General features: G+C 61.0%; 15 protein-coding genes and 1 pseudogene. 9 read left to right on the top strand and 7 right to left on the bottom strand.

Annotated elements, in window-relative coordinates:
- Positions 1–234, bottom strand: a pseudogene (locus tag QZ149_RS08395) (hypothetical protein); the annotation flags it as partial.
- Positions 235–299: 65 nt separating this feature from the next.
- The gene (locus QZ149_RS08400; protein ID WP_291450934.1) at positions 300–776 is read right to left on the bottom strand and encodes a 50S ribosomal protein L7/L12; all 477 of its coding nucleotides are present in this window, start codon (positions 774–776) and stop codon (positions 300–302) included.
- A 196-nt stretch (positions 777–972) separates the two neighbouring features.
- On the opposite strand from QZ149_RS08400, the gene QZ149_RS08405 reads away from it, so the two are divergent.
- From QZ149_RS08405 to QZ149_RS08435, 7 genes are all read left to right on the top strand, one after another.
- The gene (locus QZ149_RS08405; protein WP_291450935.1) at positions 973–2,646 is read left to right on the top strand and encodes a folylpolyglutamate synthase/dihydrofolate synthase family protein; all 1,674 of its coding nucleotides are present in this window, start codon (positions 973–975) and stop codon (positions 2,644–2,646) included.
- Between the two features lie 117 nt (positions 2,647–2,763).
- Positions 2,764–3,756, top strand: a complete 993-nt coding sequence (gene dhaK / locus QZ149_RS08410; protein WP_291450936.1) for a dihydroxyacetone kinase subunit DhaK — start codon at positions 2,764–2,766, stop codon at positions 3,754–3,756.
- Positions 3,757–3,787: 31 nt separating this feature from the next.
- Complete coding sequence (gene dhaL, locus QZ149_RS08415) at positions 3,788–4,429, top strand: dihydroxyacetone kinase subunit DhaL (RefSeq protein ID WP_291450938.1); 642 nt, start codon at positions 3,788–3,790, stop codon at positions 4,427–4,429.
- Complete coding sequence (dhaM, locus tag QZ149_RS08420; protein WP_291450939.1) at positions 4,426–5,166, top strand: dihydroxyacetone kinase phosphoryl donor subunit DhaM; 741 nt, start codon at positions 4,426–4,428, stop codon at positions 5,164–5,166. Before dhaL ends, dhaM begins: the two co-directional genes overlap by 4 nt.
- A 27-nt stretch (positions 5,167–5,193) precedes the next feature.
- Entirely contained in the window at positions 5,194–5,664 is a 471-nt protein-coding gene (gene ndk, locus QZ149_RS08425) for a nucleoside-diphosphate kinase (RefSeq protein ID WP_291450940.1), read from the top strand.
- Positions 5,665–5,684: 20 nt separating this feature from the next.
- Positions 5,685–9,299: a chromosome segregation protein SMC gene (smc, locus tag QZ149_RS08430; RefSeq protein WP_291450942.1), complete on the top strand. Its 3,615-nt coding sequence runs from the start codon at positions 5,685–5,687 to the stop codon at positions 9,297–9,299.
- Between the two features lie 101 nt (positions 9,300–9,400).
- Positions 9,401–9,556: a hypothetical protein gene (locus QZ149_RS08435; RefSeq protein ID WP_291450944.1), complete on the top strand. Its 156-nt coding sequence runs from the start codon at positions 9,401–9,403 to the stop codon at positions 9,554–9,556.
- A 405-nt stretch (positions 9,557–9,961) separates the two neighbouring features.
- On the opposite strand, the gene QZ149_RS08440 is transcribed toward QZ149_RS08435, so the two are convergent.
- From QZ149_RS08440 to QZ149_RS08450, 3 genes are all read right to left on the bottom strand, one after another.
- Positions 9,962–11,704: an ATP-dependent helicase gene (locus QZ149_RS08440; protein WP_291450946.1), complete on the bottom strand. Its 1,743-nt coding sequence runs from the start codon at positions 11,702–11,704 to the stop codon at positions 9,962–9,964.
- A gap of 12 nt (positions 11,705–11,716) precedes the next feature.
- On the bottom strand, positions 11,717–13,792 hold the full coding sequence (locus QZ149_RS08445; protein WP_291450947.1) for an AAA family ATPase: 2,076 nt from the start codon (positions 13,790–13,792) through the stop codon (positions 11,717–11,719).
- A gap of 298 nt (positions 13,793–14,090) precedes the next feature.
- A complete protein-coding gene (locus QZ149_RS08450; RefSeq protein ID WP_366488415.1) occupies positions 14,091–14,627 on the bottom strand; it encodes an ABC transporter ATP-binding protein in 537 nt (178 codons plus the stop codon).
- Between the two features lie 308 nt (positions 14,628–14,935).
- Between QZ149_RS08450 and QZ149_RS08455 the strand changes: the two genes are divergently transcribed.
- Positions 14,936–15,088, top strand: coding sequence for a hypothetical protein (locus tag QZ149_RS08455; protein WP_291450949.1), 153 nt, complete (start codon positions 14,936–14,938; stop codon positions 15,086–15,088).
- A 104-nt stretch (positions 15,089–15,192) separates the two neighbouring features.
- Here QZ149_RS08455 and QZ149_RS08460 read toward each other — a convergent pair whose 3' ends face one another.
- Positions 15,193–15,390: a hypothetical protein gene (locus tag QZ149_RS08460; RefSeq protein WP_291450950.1), complete on the bottom strand. Its 198-nt coding sequence runs from the start codon at positions 15,388–15,390 to the stop codon at positions 15,193–15,195.
- 412 nt (positions 15,391–15,802) lie between these two features.
- Positions 15,803–16,018: a hypothetical protein gene (locus tag QZ149_RS08465; protein ID WP_291450951.1), complete on the bottom strand. Its 216-nt coding sequence runs from the start codon at positions 16,016–16,018 to the stop codon at positions 15,803–15,805.
- 257 nt (positions 16,019–16,275) lie between these two features.
- On the opposite strand from QZ149_RS08465, the gene QZ149_RS08470 reads away from it, so the two are divergent.
- Positions 16,276–18,393: a DNA topoisomerase IV subunit B gene (locus QZ149_RS08470; RefSeq protein WP_291450952.1), complete on the top strand. Its 2,118-nt coding sequence runs from the start codon at positions 16,276–16,278 to the stop codon at positions 18,391–18,393.
- Positions 18,394–18,571 lie beyond the last annotated feature (178 nt).

Below are 18,571 nucleotides of genomic sequence, written 5' to 3' on the forward strand. Positions count from 1 at the left end.
GTTGAGGACCGTGGAGATGCCGCGCAGTATGATCGCGCGGTCTTCGGGGATTGTGAGGATGTCCGACTGCTTGGCCACGGAGATCTGGGTGCCGTCGACCAAGACCTGTGGGTTGGCGAAGTACGGGTACGCCCCGTGCACGGCCTGGAGCAGCTGGTCCCATGTGACGCGGTACGTTAGGTTGAACGTGGAGCGGATCCAGCCGTTTTCCTCACGTTCTTCAACGAGCAGCATGTCTCATCCTTATCGTGTCACGCGCGCATGAGAGCGCGCGTGAGGGGCATCCTATCAGTGAGCGCTCAGCGAGCCGCATCAATAGCTGCTTTGGCGGTTTTCAGGTCGACGCCGGTGCGGTCTTTGTATGCCTTGATGGCGCTGATGAGGCGGTCGTCGGCCACCATCTGGAGTTCGGCATCCGTCAGCTCGCGGCTGGTGGAGACGATCGCGGATGTGGGCATGGGCACGGCGTCAATCGCGGCCTTGGCTGCCTTGAGGCTTACGCCGGTGCGGTCCTTGTATGCCTTGACTGCCGCGATTTTCGGGCCCGTAGCCAGCAACTCCATTTCGGCGTCGCTCACTTCCAGGGACGAGGCCGTGGCGGGGGCGAGCGGATCGGTGGAAGCAGTGGGGGAGGAGGGATCGGCCAGAGCCGTGATTCCGGCGTCTGCGTAGGCGGCGCGCAGGCGCGCCTCAAGGGTTGCGACTTGCTCCTTCAGTCGGCGGTTTTCGGTGCGCAGCTCTTCAATCTCGCTTGCTTGGCCGAACCACTTGCCCATGGGGGTCCTCCATATCTCATTCTTTCTTGTTCCCTCCCATCTTACTCGCCCCGTAGGACAGTGGACCGCCGTTCGAGCCACAGCCTCGTCGATGAGAGGATCGTCGGGGCGCAAACGCGCCGTGACCGGTGGAACAAGCCGCTCGCGCCGCGCGGGCCGGTAAAATAGCGGAGATACTGCGAGCCGCGGAGGAAACATGGCAGGCGAATCGTTCTTCGGGCAAGAGCCCACCTACGACGACCAGCGAGGCGGCATCCCCGCCGACCTGATCCCGTATCTGGAAGCGGCCGACGAGGCCCCCGAACCCGAGGACGGCGGCACGGCTGCCGACCCGCAGGCTGAGGAGAGCGAGCGCGAGGCCGCCCTACGCGCCCTCGTTGAGCACTCGCTGCTGCTGGGACCCGACCCCTCCGTCCTCGCCGAGATCGAGGGTGAGGTGGACGAGGACTTCGCCGACGAGGAGCGCGAGGAACGCGAGGAACGCGCCTTCCACGAGGCAGCGCTGGCCAAAGCCGAGGACGACATCGCCCTGGACGCCCGCGTGCAGGAGATCTACCAGTCCATCGTCGCGCGCGCCCCCGAGCACGACATCGACCCCACCCTCGACCGCGTGAAGCTCGCCCTGGACATCCTGGGCGACCCGCAGAACGCCTACCCGTCAATCCACATCACGGGCACGAACGGCAAGACATCCACATCTCGTATGATCGACTCGCTGCTGACCGCGTTCGGCATGAAGACAGGCCGCTTCACGAGCCCGCACCTGCTCGACGTACGCGAGCGCATCTCCCTGGAAGGCCACCCAATCACGCGCGAGGGCTTCGTACGCGCCTGGGAGGACATCGCCCCCTACGTCGGCATGGTGGACGAGCGCAGCCAGGAAGAGGGCGGCCCACGCCTGTCCTTCTTCGAGGTCTTCACGATCATGGCGTACGCGGCCTTCGCCGACTTCCCGGTCGACGCCGCCGTCGTCGAGGTCGGCATGGGCGGACGCTGGGACGCCACGAACGTCATCGACGCCAGCGTCTCCGTCATCACCCCGATCGCCCTGGACCACACGAAATGGCTCGGCTCCACGATCGAAGAAATCGCGCGCGAAAAAGCCGGCATCATCAAACCCGGCCAGGTTGTCGTCATCATGAAGCAGCAGGAAGCAGTCCTCGACATCCTCCTCGAGCAGGCCCGCACCGTCGACGCCATCGCACGCGTCGAAGGCCGCGACTTCGAGGTCATGGACCGCCAGATGGGCGTCGGCGGCCAGATGATCACCATCCGTACGCCCTCCGCGGTCTACGAAGACGTCTTCGTCCCGCTGTTCGGCCAGTATCAAGCGCACAACGCGGCCGCGGCCCTCGTCGCCGTCGAGGCCTTCATGGGCGGCCGCGGCCTGGATGGACGCATCGTCGAGCAAGGCTTCATGAACGCATCAAGCCCCGGACGCATGCAAGTCGTGCGCCACTCACCCACGATCATCGTGGACGCCGCACACAACCCCGCGGGCGCGGCCACCCTGCGCGAAGCCATCGAATCCTCCTTCGCCTTCGCGCGCATCGCCGGCGTCTACGCGGCGATGGGAGACAAAGACGTCGAAGGCGTCCTATCCGAGGTCGAACCCTTCCTCGACCACCTCGTCGTCACGCAGATGCCGGGCGAACGCGCAGCCGACGTCGCACGGCTCGCAGAGATCGCGGAAGAGGTCTTCGGTCCCGACCGGGTAGATGTGCGCGAATCACTGGCCGACGCGGTCGATCGTGCAGCCGAAATCGCCGAGGCCGGGGCGCAGCCCGCGGATCGCAGCGGAGTCCTAGTGTTTGGCTCAGTGATGCTGGCCGGTGAAATGCTGGCGCTCGCGGGCCACTCTCCGCGATGAACTGAATCACCCCTGAGGCGGTCGCCCTGTGGCGGCCGCCTCAGTTGGGTTTTTGTATGGAACGTGGCACGATTATCTCGACTACAAGAAAAGATGAGCATTTTGCAAGGAGGCACCATGAAGAAGCTCGTCAATGATGTTCACGCCGTCGTCCGCGAAACCCTGGAGGGATTCGCCCTGGCCCACCCCGACCTCGTCGATGTTCACTACTCGCCCGATTTCGTCACCCGCGCCGTTCCTAAGGCCGAGGGCAAGGTTGGCCTCGTCTCCGGCGGCGGATCCGGACACGAACCCTTGCACGCCGGCTTCGTCGGAGAAGGCATGCTGGACGCGGCCGTGCCCGGTGCGGTGTTCACCTCGCCGACCCCCGACCCGATCCTGGAAGCCACGAAGGCTGCCGACCGCGGGGCAGGCGTCCTGCACATCGTCAAGAACTACACGGGCGATGTCCTCAACTTCGAGACTGCGGCCGAGCTGGCCGATATGGAGGACATTCAGGTCTCCACGGTCATCGTCAACGATGACGTGGCCGTTGAAGACTCCCTCTACACGGCGGGGCGCCGCGGCGTCGCCGGTACCATCTTCGTGGAGAAGATTGCGGGCGCGGCTGCCGAGCGCGGCGACGCCCTGGAGGAAGTCGCCCGCATCGCCACCAAGGTCAACGACCAGACTCGCTCGATGGGCCTGGCCCTGGGCCCCTGCACTGTGCCCCACGCTGGCAAGCCCTCCTTCGACCTGGGCGAGGATGAGATCGAGCTGGGCATCGGTATTCACGGCGAACCCGGATACCGCCGCGGCTCCATGGAGAGTGCCGATGCCCTCATCGCCGAACTCTACGAGCGCGTGCGTGGTGACCTCGGCCTGACCGAGGGCGAGCGCGTCGTCGCCCTCGTTAACGGCATGGGCGGCACCCCCATCTCCGAGCTCTACATCTGCTTCCGCGCGCTTGCCGCTCTGCTGAAGAAGGACGGCATCGCGATCGCCCGCCAGATGGTTGGCAACTACGTCACCAGTCTGGAGATGCCCGGCGTCTCCGTGACCCTCATGCGCGCCGACGACGAGCTGCTCGAACTCTTCGACGCGCCCGTGAACACGGTCGCCTGGAAGTAATCAACCGTAGCAAGGAAGAAGGAGAGAAACGATGAGCCTGGATGCGCAGTGGGCACAGCGGTGGATCGAACTGTCGGCGAGTGCGGTTGCCGAGCACCGTGACTACCTGGTGGACCTGGACCGAGTGATCGGGGATGGCGATCACGGCGAGAACATGGATCGAGGCTTCCGCGCTGCGGTTGAAGCACTCAGCGAGGCCCAGCCGGGCAGCGTTGCAGAGGTTCTCAAGACGGTCGCCAAGACCCTCATGTCCACGGTCGGCGGTGCCGCCGGACCCCTGTACGGGACCGCGTTCCTGCGCGCATCGAAGGCCGCGGCTGGCGGCGACCTGGACGGCGGTGGCGTGGCGGCCGTCATCGAGGGTGCCCTGAGTGGCATCCAGGCGCGCGGCAAGGCCACCACGGGTGAAAAGACCATGGTGGACGCGTGGACCCCGGCCCTCGAGGCCGCCCGCGCGGTCGCTGAGGCGGGCGGAGACGCGGGCGTTGTCCTGGAAGCAGCCGCCACGGCCGCCGAGGCAGGGGCCGCCGCCACCGAACCCCTGCGCGCCACGAAGGGTCGCGCCTCCTATCTGGGCGAGCGCTCCATCGGGCACCTCGACCCGGGTGCCGTCTCCACCTCCCTCATTCTGCGCGCCGCCGCGCGCGCAGCCACCGAGAGCCAGGACGCATGAGCGCGCGCGTCTCCTTCGTCATCGTCTCCCATTCCGCCTCCCTCGCCGCCGGCGTGTGCGAGCTGGCCGCCCAGATGGCCCCCGACGTACGCTTCGAGGCTGCCGGGGGCACGGACGACGGCCGCATCGGCACCTCCTACGACCGCGTGGAGGCGGCCCTCGAGGCCGCCCTCGCAGCAGTGGACGGGGAGGGCAGCGGCGTCATCGTCCTCACCGACCTCGGCTCGGCCACGATGACCGTCGAATCGGTCATTGAGATGAGTGAGGACCCCGAGCGCGTGCGCTTCGTCGATACTGCCCTCGTCGAAGGAGCCGTCGCCTCTTCGGTTCGCGCCCAGGTCGGCGACGACCTCGACCAGGTCGCCGAGGCCGCAGCCGCCCTCGCCCCGCGCCTGAACGACGCGCCCGCCCAGGAGGCACCCAGCCCGGCCAACCCGCCTGTCAGCGGGGGAGCGGGGGAAGCCCCGGCCTCGTTGGAGCGATGCGTTCCCCATGCCGAAGGAGACGCCGTCGTTGCGGATCCCGTCGGCCTGCACGCGCGCCCCGCTGCCGCCTTCACGCGCCTGGCGGCAACCTTTGACGCGGAGATCACGGTCAACGGCGTGGACGCAACGTCTATGCTCCTCCTGATGACGCTCGGTGTTGGGCAAGGCGCGACCGTCCACATTGAAGCCAATGGGGCCGACGCCACAGCCGCGGTCGCAGCGCTGACGGATATGCTTGAAAGGACCAATTAGGTAACCCTCACTATCACAGGAGACACCGTGAGCGCTAAGAGTGTTCTGCTGGAACCCCAGCACCTTCTCGACCCCACCCTGGAGCACACCCTCATCGTCGTCAAGCCCGACGGCTACGCCCGCAGCCTGACCGGCGAGATTCTGCGTCGCATCGAGGCCAAGGGCTACACGATCAAGGGCCTCAAGCTCATGGTCGCCACCCGTGAGCTGCTGGCCGAGCACTACGCCGAGCACAATGGCAAGCCCTTCTTCGAAGGCCTCCTCGAGTTCATGAGTTCCGGCCCCGTCGTCGCCATGATCATCGAAGGCCAGCGTGTCGTTGAGGGCATGCGCGTCCTCATGGGTTCGACCGACCCGACGACCGCCCCCGCCGGCACGATTCGCGGTGACCTGGGTCGCGCGTGGAACAGCCCCCACATGGAGAACCTGATCCACGGCTCGGATTCCGTGGACAGCGCGATGCGCGAAATCGCCCTGTGGTTCCCCGAGATTAACTGAGGGGCCTGTAACCTGCAAGGATGCATCTCAAAACCCTGACGCTGCGGGGATTTAAGTCCTTCGCCAGTACGACCACGCTCGCCCTCCAGCCGGGCATTACATGTGTCGTCGGCCCCAACGGGTCAGGTAAATCGAACGTCGTTGATGCTCTCGCCTGGGTCATGGGCGAGCAGGGAGCACGCGCGTTGCGCGGCTCGAATATGGCGGACGTTATTTTCGCGGGGACATCTGGGCGCGCGGCGTTGGGGCGCGCCCAGGTGGACCTGACGATCGACAATGCCGACGGGTTGCTCGACATTGAGTACTCGGAGGTGACGATCAGCCGCACCCTGTTCCGCGGGGGCGGCTCGGAGTATTCCATCAACGGCTCGCCCGTGCGGCTCTTGGACGTCCAGGAGCTGCTCTCCGATACGGGCATGGGGCGCCAGATGCACGTCATTGTGGGGCAGGGGCAGTTGGATGCGATCCTGTCTTCCACGCCCGAGGAGCGGCGCGGCTTTATCGAAGAGGCTGCAGGCGTCCTCAAACATCGTCGCCGCAAGGAGCGAGCGCTCAAGAAGCTCGCGGACATGGATGCGAATCTTGTGCGCGTCCTCGACCTGACGGCTGAGATCCACCGCCAGCTGAAGCCGTTGGCCCGCCAGGCGCGCATTGCCCGGCGCGCCTCCCTCATCCAGGCGCGCGTGCGCGACGCGAAGGCCCGTCTGCTCGCGGACGACCTGGCGTCGGCCCTCTCGCGCTTGGCTGCTCTCGAAGCTTCGGATGAGTCGGCCGCGCAGCGCCGCGCCACGCTGGAGGCTCAGATCGCCGCGTCGCGCGTGTCGCTGTCGTCCCTCGAGGAAGCTGAGCGTTCCTCCTCGCCCGCGCTCGAGCAGGCGTCGGCGGACTGGCAGTCGCTGACCACTCTCACTGAGCGCCTGCGCGGAACCCTCATGGCGGCCACACAGAAAGTTGCCCTGCGCGCAACCCCCGAGCCTCCTCCGGCAGGTGAGGATCCCGATGTGCTCGACGAGCGCGCCCGCGTCGCCGGCACCGAAGACGCCGCCTTGGCCGGGCAGGTTGACGTCGCGCGCTCTGCATTGACGTCCGCGACTCGCGCACGCGAGGCAGCGGAGGACACCGACGAGGCAGCCTCCCGCGAGCTGGCCCGCGTCAACCGCGTCATCGCCGACCACCGTGAGGAGGTCGCACGCCTGACGGGTGACGTCTCCACCGCCGCGTCACGCCTGGAGGCCGCCCGCGCCGAGGCCGAGCGCGCGTGGAGCGCGTACCAGGGTGCTCAGGAGCGCGCCGCTGCGGCGGAGGCCGCCGTGCCGGGGGCAGCGGGATCGGCGGCTGACAGTGCGTTCGATAAGGATGGATTATCCACCGATTCAAGCGGGGGAGCGGGGCGCGCACACGCGGAGGCGTCCGCGCGCCGTGACGCTGCGCGCGCCCGCGTGGACGAGCTGCTCGGCGTCGAGCGCGAGGCCCGAGCCGAGCGGGCCCGCTGGGAGGCTCGCCGCGACGCGCTCGAGCAGCTGCTGGCCCCCGAGGATGGCACCTCCGAGCTGTTGGGGAAGCCCGGAGTGCTCGGCCAGGTCGCGCCCCTCCTGCGCATCACCTCCGGGTATGAGGACGCCGTCGCTGCCGCGCTCGCCCCTTTCGCGGATGCCGTTGTCGTGGATTCCCTGGCCCGAGGCATGGGCGAGCTGGACGCGGCACGCGCCGCCGGTCGTTCGCTGCGCCTCGTCGTTGCGCCCGGTGACCAGGCGCGCGCGGAGGAGACCCTGAGGACGGGGGAGGCCACGGCCTCGTCGCCTGTTGCTGCTTCCCCCGGTGCTCTCGGTGCTGCGGAGCTACCCGAGGGTGCCGCGTGGCTACGCTCGGTCGTCACCTGCGAGGGCGGTGCTGCGCCGCTAGCGGCACTGCTGGATGGGGTCGTCGCGTGCTCCGCTGAGTGTGCGCCTGCGGTGCTCGCTCTGATGGGCGTGCGGGCCGTCGTCACGCCCGGCGGCGACGTGCTGCGCGCGTGGTCGGTCGAGGGAGGTCGGCAGGCCTCGTCGGTGCTGTCCGTGCGCGCCGACTTCGAGCAGGCAAGTGTGCGAGCGAAGGACGCGGGTGTCCGCATGGACGTAGTCTCCGAGGAACTCGCCCATGCGAACGTGCAGCTGGATCGGTGCATCAAGGAGGCGAACGAAGCGCTCAATGCTCTACGTGCGGAGGACGCGCAGCGCGCGAAAGAGGCCCAGGAGTTGGCCCGTGCCCAGTCGGCGGCGCAGGCAGCCCGTGCCGAGGCCGAGCGTGCCCGCGACGTAGCCCGACGCGCCGACGAACAGGTCGAGTGGGCCCGCGAGCAGGACGTGGCAGCTCGCGCACGCCTCGAGAGGGCCGACTCGGTGGGATCGCCCGAATCACTCGAAGATGCCCAGGCTCGTGCGGATGCTGCGTCCCGCGCCGCGCGCCAGGCACGCGAGACAGAAAACGAGGCTCGGCTGAGCTTACGCACCCTCGAAGAACAATCGCGGCGCGCCGCCGCCCGCGCCCGCTCTCTGCGCCAGGCTGCCGCAGCCGAGCGCGAGGAGCGCGCCCGCTATGCCCGGCGCGAGGCGGTGAGACAGACGGAACTGGCCACGGCCTCGGACGTGGAGGCGGCCGCGCGCATCGCGCTGGAGGCAGCCGAGCGTGCCCTATCCCGTGCCGCCACTGAACGCGACCGGTTGAGCGCTCGACGTTCCCAGGTGTCTCGAGAGGTCTCGGATGCGCGCTGCGCCCTGGACCGGATGAGCGCGGAGCTGGCGGATGCGATGAACTCGGCAAACCAGGGCAAGATCGCGGTCGAACAGACGAGGGTGCGCGTCGAGGACCTGCAGCGGCGCGCCCTTGAGGAACTTTCGCTTGAGCCAGAGCAGCTGATCGCCGAGTTCGGGCCGGAGGTGATGGTGCCGGTGCTGCCCCTCGACCCCGACGACGTGGAGAAAGCCGAAGCCGCCGAGCCACGCGCGTACATGCGCGCCGAGCAGGAGCGCGCGCTCGCCACAGCGCAGAAGGACCTGGAGAAGCTGGGGCGCGTGAATCCGCTGGCGCTCGAGGAGCATGAGGCGCTGGCGGCGCGGCATAAGTTCCTGGTGGATCAGGTGCAGGACCTCAAGGCGTCGAAGGCGGATCTGCTGCGTATCGTGCAAGACGTGGACCGCCTGGTTCAGGAGGCTTTCACGGCCGCGTTCGCGGAGACGCGCAAACAGTTCGAGCATGTGTTCGGCGTACTGTTCCCGGGCGGCCAGGGGGACCTGGTGCTCACCGATCAGGAGGACATGCTCTCGACTGGCATCGAGATCGAGGCTCGGCCCGCCGGCAAGAAGGTGAAGCGCCTGTCGCTGCTGTCGGGCGGCGAGCGTTCCCTGGCCGCGATCGCGTTCCTGGTCGCGATCTTTAAGGCGCGCCCGTCTCCGTTCTACGTCATGGACGAGGTCGAGGCCGCCTTGGACGACATGAACCTGACGCGCATGCTCACCATCTTCAAGGAGCTGCAGGAGACGTCGCAGCTCATTGTTATCACCCACCAGAAGCGAACCATGGAGATAGCGGACGCCCTGTACGGCGTCACGATGCGTGACGGAATCACGAGGGTGGTGTCCCAGCGCTTGGCGGACTAGGGGAGGGGTTCTCGCGCGGAGAGGCCGTTGCTTCTGGTTGTGATGATACTGCCTTCAAAGGAAATGATGACAGAAATATTTGGACCTGAGAGGAGAGGGCAATGAGCAAGAAACAAGAGGGGACCTACCGTCTTGCGGGAGGGATCACCGTTACCGACGCTGATCTTGAAGCAGATGCGCAGCGCTTCGAAGCGGGCGAATGCGACGGAGCGTGGAAGGTTCTCCTGGGGTGTCCGCAGCTTGTCGGCGAGGAATAAATGCCGGGGAGCGTAATCGGATCAACGGTTAAACGTAATGTGAACCTGTCGGCCTTTGGTACTTAGGAGCATGTGTGGAACCGTCCCTATGCGAAGATGAAGATGTATACCGCTTTCGTTGAGGAAACACCGATTGGGAAACTCAACGCTTACTAGAGGGCCGGAAAGACCCCTCCCCAAAGGCTTGAACAAGCCCTCACCTCCCAACGAACAGCGCGCACACACACTGACCGTGCCGATCTAAGCAGCTGTCAGACTATACGCCATCTCATAAATTAAAACAAATATGAAACATCGTCAGAAAAATTCAAGCAGCCGCTGACACGAAGAAACTATCTCCAACCCCAGTGGGAATACGAAGCGAGAGATGTTGAGGTGTTGGACTCCAGTCGGTCGCCATATAGTTTAGCCGAAGCTGTCTAACGACTTAGTCAGTGGTTGAACATTGTCTGTGCCGAACAGCTCTCGGGCACCTGCAATGAAACTAGAGGGAGGCTGTTTGTAAATTACGATCAAGTTGTCGCGAGCGCGAGAGATTGCAACGTAAAATAGTTTCAGTGAGCGTTGACGTCGTTTGTCATTATTGTCAGGCACTCCAAAAATTGAACTCCATTTGTACTGATTCCATGCCGAATCGTCTAAAATTACAATGACGTTCCTGAATTCTGCGCCTTTCGTGCCGTGTTGTGTCGAATACGGCGTGTATGTGTCGAGATAATCGAAAAATCTAACTAACTCAAAAAATGGAATCTCATGCAGCGATTGAAGAAAGGCTACACGCTTATCCTTGAGTTCTGCGTCGTCTATCATGTCGATGTCCTCAAACAATTCGATCTGGTGTGTCTTGCGGCATAGTCCATTTGACCATGCAAATTCGAGAACGTTACGAATCGAACATCTGCTAGCAGTAGTGGATTCGCACAATTTAACGAAGTTGTCAAGAAGTCTTGATAGTCTTGGAAGGTCCTCACTATTGCGCACAATTGTCCGCTCTTGGGAATAGCCTGGAGAGTCGAATCGAAGAATTTGAAGGCTCTCAAAACCGTTGCGTAATGAGTGAGACTTGTAAAGACGGGTTAGAAACGAAAATGTCGACGAGTAGATGTCGTCACTAGCTCGTAAATTCTCAGAGGCGGTTGATCCTCTGTTCTTTTGGTATGTCTTTTGGAGATTCTCCCATCCGCTAGTTCTTGCAATTGCGGAGTGTGTCAACTCAAGGATCTTTGTTTCAGTATCCCGCCAACCTAACCTATCTCTTATTGTAATGATGGTCTGCTCTGAAAGCTGATCTTCATTATCAGTATAGAATAATAAACAGTGGCTATTGGCGGGTAGATTGGTTCCCTTTGGAGTTTGGTAGACTTCAGGAGCGTCGAATTCTGATGTCCCGCAAAGTCGAACTTTATTAATCAAATCGACAATTGGTGCAGACGAGCGAAAGTTTGAAGCTTCAGTGATCGACACTGCATTGAATTGTGTTGGATCCACGGAGCCGACACCACTATTGTAAATACTCTGCATAGAGTCACCAAACAGGCCGACCAGTATCTGGGTAGGTCTGATTGATGAAGTCGTGGAATCTACAGCCAAAGACTTGATGATTTCGATGACTGTCTTGTGTGTGTCCTGGTATTCATCGAGAAATAAAACGGGAAAGCGAGATTTTAAGAAATGGCGCAGAGTGGGATAGGTCTGAAATGCTCTGTGGGCAAGCGCGAGTACGCCGTCGTGCGTGATTTCGCCTTTTGAAAGATCGGCGTACTTATCGACGTACTGAATCTCCATTCCGTCTAAGTCGAGTTTGTTGACGTAAAGCTTCTTTCCAAATGCGCGCTCTTGGTTCATCTCGTGAAGTAAAGAGCGTAGTTCTAGCTGATATTCGCGAATGATAGACCATAGGAAGCTATGAATTGTGGATACAGTAACGAATTCGGAAGCCTCTCCAAGGCGTTCGGAAATCTCATTTGCTGCGACGTTTGTGTATGTGATGCATGCAATCTGCTGTGTGGAACGATTAAAGAAAGATTTTGAGTCTGCTAGAATGTGGTCCAATGAGTCTATAAGTGTTGTTGTCTTGCCAGAACCGGGCCCCGCTTCAAAGATGAAATTCTGGTGTGCTTCGAGACATGAGATAACGTTTTGATTCATGGGCTGTAAAACCTATTCTTCCGATGCCGCAGTTACCGCTGGAGTCTGAGTCTTAGAGCTGAGCCATCGTAAGCCTGCAGAAATATAATCTGGTATAGTGAGTGTGTCTAGCAGAGTGCAGTCGATAGCGAACGTAGTTTTGTCGAAAGTGCTCTTCCGTATTTCTTCGTACGCGGCTACTGCAATTTCGTCCTCAGTTGTTGACTTTTTTAGAAGTGATTTGATTCTCTTTTCTTCAAAGTGATCTTTTGGTCCCAGATCAGAGAAGACTGAGGTATTGGCATATATTACTGCATCTTCAAGCGTTCGTGCATAAAGTCGAGTTCCATCCGAAAGGGGGTAAGCGTCTTTTTCAGATTGGAAGCAGATTCGAATGTGTTTGTTGATGGTCTTTTCGTCATCATTCAAGTCTAGGAGATCGTCAACTTTGTCTCTCCCTAATATGTTCTTCAGTGTTGAATTTGCTGTCGTTTGGTTTTGTCCCCGTTGTGTTTGTACAGCAGAATTACTCTTTTTGGGGTTAACCGAATCGATATCGGTGATGATGAGAGAAGGGATTTCGATAAAATCAAGCAGTGGTATGAAATGTTGAGCGTAAGCTCCGCCCACTTCAATAATGGTGTAGTGGCTCCTGTTAAGGTCCTCGGCGCACATTGTAATGGCTTTTGGTAGGAGGATACGTTCCGCTGCGCCTTCGATCAGGATCGCGCAGTCGGCAAAAAATAGGTCCGAAATTCTTAATTGTAGATAATTGCTGATCGTATGGTATGCTTTTTCCTTCAGTGTGAGATCGTTTTTTGCCCAGAATGAAATGTCTTTGCACTCAATTCTATATCCGTCTCGTTTAAAGTAGCGAAGGCTTTCTAGTTTTCGCTCACTTAAAATGTGTGAAGAGTGCGTTGTGATTATCAGCTGTGAGTCGCTGTTGAGAATTCCGTCAACAAGACGAATAAAGACCTCTTGCATTTGTGGGTGTAGGTGAGCTTCGGGCTCTTCGATGAGCAACAGGTTTATTGGTGTCTCATAGTTACGACGGCTTCGTTTTTCTTTAAATGCGAGAATTTGAAGGATTGTATACGTTAGTCGTGAATATCCCAATCCGTTGTGCGATTCAGGGTATACCTGTTCGGTGGTGTTATCGCGATAACGTACTCGTGTTGTTGAATTTATCATCCTTCCCGTTTGTAGTTCTGAGCCTACTGTGAGATTTAGTCCGCCCGCATGGGTATTTCTCGTAATAGCTTCGATGTTTTTTAGTGCGTCTTTGAAAAATTTTGAATAGGCGGATGTCAGCTCTGCTTGCATATTCTCTACTGCCGTGTCGAGGTTCTGTCGAATATCTTCGTCTTCCGATATCTCTTTGTAGAATTTTTCGAAGGCGTTTGACAGATTGTGCCGCGAATCGATAGAGGTGTCGTCAAGATCAATCTGTGCATAGATATATTCAGTCGCGATTATCCGTTTTACCTGGTCGATGGTCAAGTCGCGTGACGCGTTGTTAGCGGTCTTCTCGAGTGCAGGTTGGGTTTCTCGTTCTTCTGAATCTTCTTGATCGTTTTCGAGTGTTGAGTAAGCAGAATACGTAGCTTTGTAATTGCAGTGCCTGTCGATGGTTTTTATAACAGTGTCGAAGTTAATTGGGCCGTTGTCATTTTTTAGTTCGCTCAGTGCAGTACATGCTTGTTCTGGGTCTGTTGGCTTGTACGCGCATTCTATAATTAGAGTTTTGCACCGTATGTCGAGTGTTGTGATGTAGCGTGTGATCGCGGCAAGAGCTTCGGGTTCATCTTCTTTTAGATTATACTCTATTTTCAACTTGAGTTTGATCGTTGGTAGAGCGGCTGGTGTCAAACATTCGTCTTCTGTTGCACTAAGGGAGTTGACGAGTGTTTCCGTTTGTTTTGCTGAAAAGTCTGCGGCGCGTAAACGGTTGTTTGTATTGTTCCCGATGAATTTGTCAATGATTTCAACAAATGACGTTTTGCCTGTGTTGTTGCGTCCGACCACGACAGTCAGTCCGTTTTCAAGTGTCACTGTCGTGTCTTCGTGCGCCCTGTATCCCTGTATCTGCACTGCTTTGAGCCTCATGGTTGCTCCGTTCGTCGGTGAACTTTTTTGAACCGTAGCACTTTTAATGTAGGGATGCGCCGTAACTGTCAAACATCGTGCAAGTTTGGTTCAAATACAAGCGTGCGTGTGGACTTTCATCCATTCAGCACGGTTGTGCGGTGAGGTTGTGAAGCGTTGGAGCGTCCGATCTGATTGTTCTGTTCCTGTGCTCTTGGGGCGTTTGAGGGGGTGACTCGTCGCTCACCAGATAGGAGTATCTGTTGTACCGATTCTCACCGATACCGCCGCTGCTCTCAGCGCGGAGCGCCCGACGCTCTCAGGACTCGACCTTCCTTAGCGTGCCGTGCGTGAGCTCGTAGATCGTGTCCACGTAGGGCAGGATCGAGCGATCATGTGTCACCATGATGGCGCTCTTGTTCTTGGACTTCACTTCCTTGCGGATCAGCTGGGCGATCTCCTGGCCGCGGTCCGGGTCCAGGCTTGCGGTCGGCTCGTCTGCCAGGATCAGCTGCGGGTTGCCGATGAAAGCGCGAACGATCGCCGCCCGCTGCTTCTGGCCACCCGACATCTGGCGAGGATACTTCGCGTAGGAGGCCTCGATCCCAAGGTCCTCCATGAGGGAGCGGACCTCGGCCTGACGCGTGGCCTTGTCCTTCTGACCCTTGAGCTTGGCGAACAGCTCGAGCTGATCGCCGATACGCATGTAGGGCAGGAGCTGGTGGTCCTGGAAGATAAAGCCCAGCAGCTCCAGGCGCTTGCGCGTCCACTGCTTCTGGCTCACCTGGGTCAGGTCCGGGTCGGCGATGGAGATGCGCCCCTCGTAGGCCGAGAGCAGCAGGACATCGGTGGACAGGAAAAGCTATCCGGAAACGTAGTGCCCCTCATAGAGCATTCTTCCGCTGGATGACGATACATGACGGTGGTCTCCCAACGCCTGGCGGACTAGGGGCGTGTACTGTCAAGCGTCGCTGATAGCCTTAACACATGGCGGCACGATGCAACGCAAGTGGGCAGGACCAAGACGAGAGCTGCGACAACGGCATTGACCGGGCGGCTTTCGGTGAGCTAATGGATCGATGCGATTATGTCAGCGAACCGTGGCTCACACATGCTGATATCTACGACGAGGACGGTGCTGTGGCTGTGTCTGACGAACGAAGCGTGACTGCCAACGAAGCCCGTCAGGCGGGGGTCTATCTTCTTGCGGGTGGCTTCGTCGTTACCGACGCCGACCTGGAAGCAGACGCGGCGCGCTTTGAGGATGGGGAGAGCGCTGGTGAGTGGGCAGTCCTACGGGAACGTCCGTCTTTGTAGGGGTTCGACAAGAGACGGAGGAGAAACACCCGCTAGATGTCGAAAGTAGAGAATATAGCGACCTGGTCTGGTGAGATGTGTTGTGGTCTCCTGAACTGCGCCGACTACAGTGTTGACGCAATTCTGATGTCCCAGCCATCGTGGGACATCTTTGGATCGACCGTATCTAAATAGTCGATGACCTGCTGGCGTGCGTCCTCCAGGCGAGCGACCTGCGTCAGTATGTGGTCCCCGTCGTAGAGTTCCCACCCTCCCTCGTATGCGCCTTCCCAGCGTCGGGCGGTGATGGTCAATATCTTCATCGGCGATCCTCCTGGGCTACGCGGCGCATTAGCCTTGTCGCTCCCGCACGGGAACCCGCTGTTCCGCACGCTAACCCTCTGTCCTGCACGTGGGCAGCCTCGCCGACGCTCAGATGAGCGGGTTTACGTGCGGAAGAGCGGTCCCAAGCTCCAGGTGGCGCGCCCAGGTCTAGGATCCGCTGTGTCGACCGCATCGACAGCGACGTGGCAGGGGCTGGTCGGCTTGTTGCAGAGAGGCAATACACTGGATAGCCCAGCATTGCACGACAATACCTCGCTAACCAGTTCGACGCCCTTCTAACTAGTGCAGCCCTGCACGCCTCGTTGCGTGGATACGAGTACGCGGGCAGGGACCCTCTGTCCCTGCCCGCGCCTCGAAGCCGTGCATCCCGCTGCGGCGGGAGCAGTAATATCAGTCGTTCATGAAATGGCGTTCGTCTAGGATCTGTGCGCCAGCGCCCACCAGGGAGGGCAGGTGCTCGTTCGCGTGGTGGCCGCAGAAGTAGAGCTGGCCGCCTGACGGCATGGTCGCACGAACCCAGGCGCGAGCGCCGCAGGCGTCGCAACGATTCGCCGCGCTCAGCTGCGGCTCGTCCAGTACGGGGCGTTCAAGAATCTGTGCCTTCATGCGTCCATCACACACCATTGAGCCACCCCCGCGCACCCCTGTTCACCGGGGGCGCAATCTCTGACCACCGTCGACACCATGACACAACGCCTCGCAGGCCACGACAACGCAGAAAAATGCCCACGAGAATGTCGCGTACGACGAGCCGCCAAACCGCGCCGATCAGCGCAAAATAGCCCAGGCCTCGTCAAGCGTGGAAAGCCTCCCAGAACCCACGCCACACGCCCAGAGGACCGCAAATGAGCACGTAGCCACCTATGATTCACCTCGTGACTCCTACCGACTCATCCGACTACAACGCACGGCACCTCTCTGTCCTCGAAGGCCTTGAGGCGGTGCGCAAGCGCCCCGGCATGTACATCGGCTCCACCGACCACCGAGGCCTCATGCACTGCCTCTGGGAGATCATCGACAACGCCGTCGATGAGGCTCTGGAAGGATACTGCGACACCATCGATGTGCGCCTCCACCCCGACCACTCCGCCTCCGTCGCCGACAACGGTCGAGGCATCCCCGTCGACATCGTGCCCGGCCAAGGCCTGACCGGCGTCGAGGTCGTCTACACCAAGCTCCACGCCGGCGGTAAGTTCGGCGGCGGTTCCTACGCGGCCTCCGGCGGCCTCCACGGCGTCGGTGCCTCCGTCGTCAACGCCCTGTCCGCCCGCCTCGACGTGCAGGTCGACCGCGGCGGCAAGACCCACGAGATGTGCTTCCGCCGCGGCGAACCCGGCGAATTCGACGACTCGAAGCAGCGCACCCCAAACTCGCCCTTCGCGCCCTTCACGGACGGCTCGATCCTCAAAACCGTCGGCAAGGTCAAGAAGGCGCAGACCGGTACGCGCGTGCGCTTCTGGGCAGACTTCCAGATTTTCCCGGCCACGGCAGCCTTCTCCTGGGAGGACCTGCTGGCGCGCGCCCGCCAGACCGCGTTCCTCGTGCCCGGCCTGACCATCAACTGCTACGACGAGCGCGGCGACGAGGAAGTGTGTGAGAGCTTCCGCTTCGATGGCGGCGTCGTCGACTTCGCGAACTGGCTGGCCTCCGACGGCCCCGTTACCGACACGTGGCACATCACGGGTCAGGGCACCTACAACGAGATCGTGCAGGCCCTCGACTCTAAGACCGGCCACCTGCGCGCCACCGAGGTTGAACGCACCTGCGAGGTCGACATCGCGCTGCGCTGGGGCATCGGATACGACACGACTGTCCGGTCCTTCGTCAACATCATCGCCACCCCCAAGGGCGGCACCCACGTGGCCGGCTTCGAGCAGGCGGTCCTGAAAACTCTGCGCGCCGCCATCGACAAGAACGCGCGCAAGCTCAAGGTCAGCGCAAAGGACGGGCGCCCCGAAAAGGACGACGTGCAGGCCGGTATGACCGCTGTCATCACCGTGCGCTTCCCTGAGCCTCAATTCGAGGGCCAGACGAAGGAAACGCTGGGCACCCCGCAGATCCGAGCCGTCGTCAACCGCGTCGTCACCGACTGGCTGAAGGACAAGTTCGCCTCTTCTAAGCGCGACGACAAGCAGCAGACGTCCCTCCTCATGGAGAAGGTCGTCGGCGAGATGAAGGCCCGCGTGTCCGCGCGCATCCACAAGGAGATCTCGCGCAAGAAGAACGCGCTGGAAACCTCCTCGCTGCCCGCCAAGCTCGCGGACTGTCGCCTCGAGGATGTGGCCGAGACAGAGCTGTTCATCGTCGAGGGTGACTCCGCCCTGGGCACGGCCAAGGCCGCGCGCAACTCCCAGTACCAGGCCCTCTTCCCGATTCGAGGCAAGATCCTCAACGTGCAGAAGGCCTCGACCGCGGACATGCTGGCTAACGCTGAGTGCGCGAACATCATCCAGGTGATCGGTGCGGGTTCGGGGCGTACCTTCGACCTGCCGCAGGCAAGATACGGCAAAGTCATCCTCATGACCGATGCCGACGTCGACGGCGCGCACATCCGCACCCTGCTGCTGACCCTGTTCTTCCGCTACATGCGCCCCATGATCGAAGCGGGCCGGGTCTTCGCCGCCGTCCCGCCCCTGCACCGCATCGAGGTCTCCGGTTCAGGGCGGCGCAAGAAGGAGATCATCTACACCTACTCCGATGAGGAGCTCGTCACCACCCTGCGCCGCCTGGAGCGCGCGGGCCGCAGCTTCAAGGAGCCCCAGCGCTACAAGGGCCTGGGTGAGATGGACGCCCACCAGCTCGCTGAGACCACCATGGAGCCCCAGCACCGCACCCTGCGGCGCATCACCCTGGGGGACGAGGCCCAGATCATGGAGGCCGAGTCCGTCTTCGAGCTCCTCATGGGCTCATCGGTCGAGCCCCGCCGCGACTTCATCGTCGAAGGCGCCCGTGATGTTGATCGTGAGCGCATTGACGCCTGACCCTCGCGTCAGGTCTCGGACGCTCCTTCAGGTAAGGTCGGTAACCTTCGTGTCACGGCCCGCCGAAGGTCGAGGCTCGTTCACTGACTGATCATCATTCTTCGTCCTCATGAGGGAGGTGTGCTGATGGCACCCGGTTACGGCATCCGCCGGGCGGGATCCTCACCCTGGCCCATCC

The organism is Actinomyces sp. ICM47, from assembly GCF_905369875.1.
Classification (GTDB): Bacteria; Actinomycetota; Actinomycetes; order Actinomycetales; family Actinomycetaceae; genus Pauljensenia.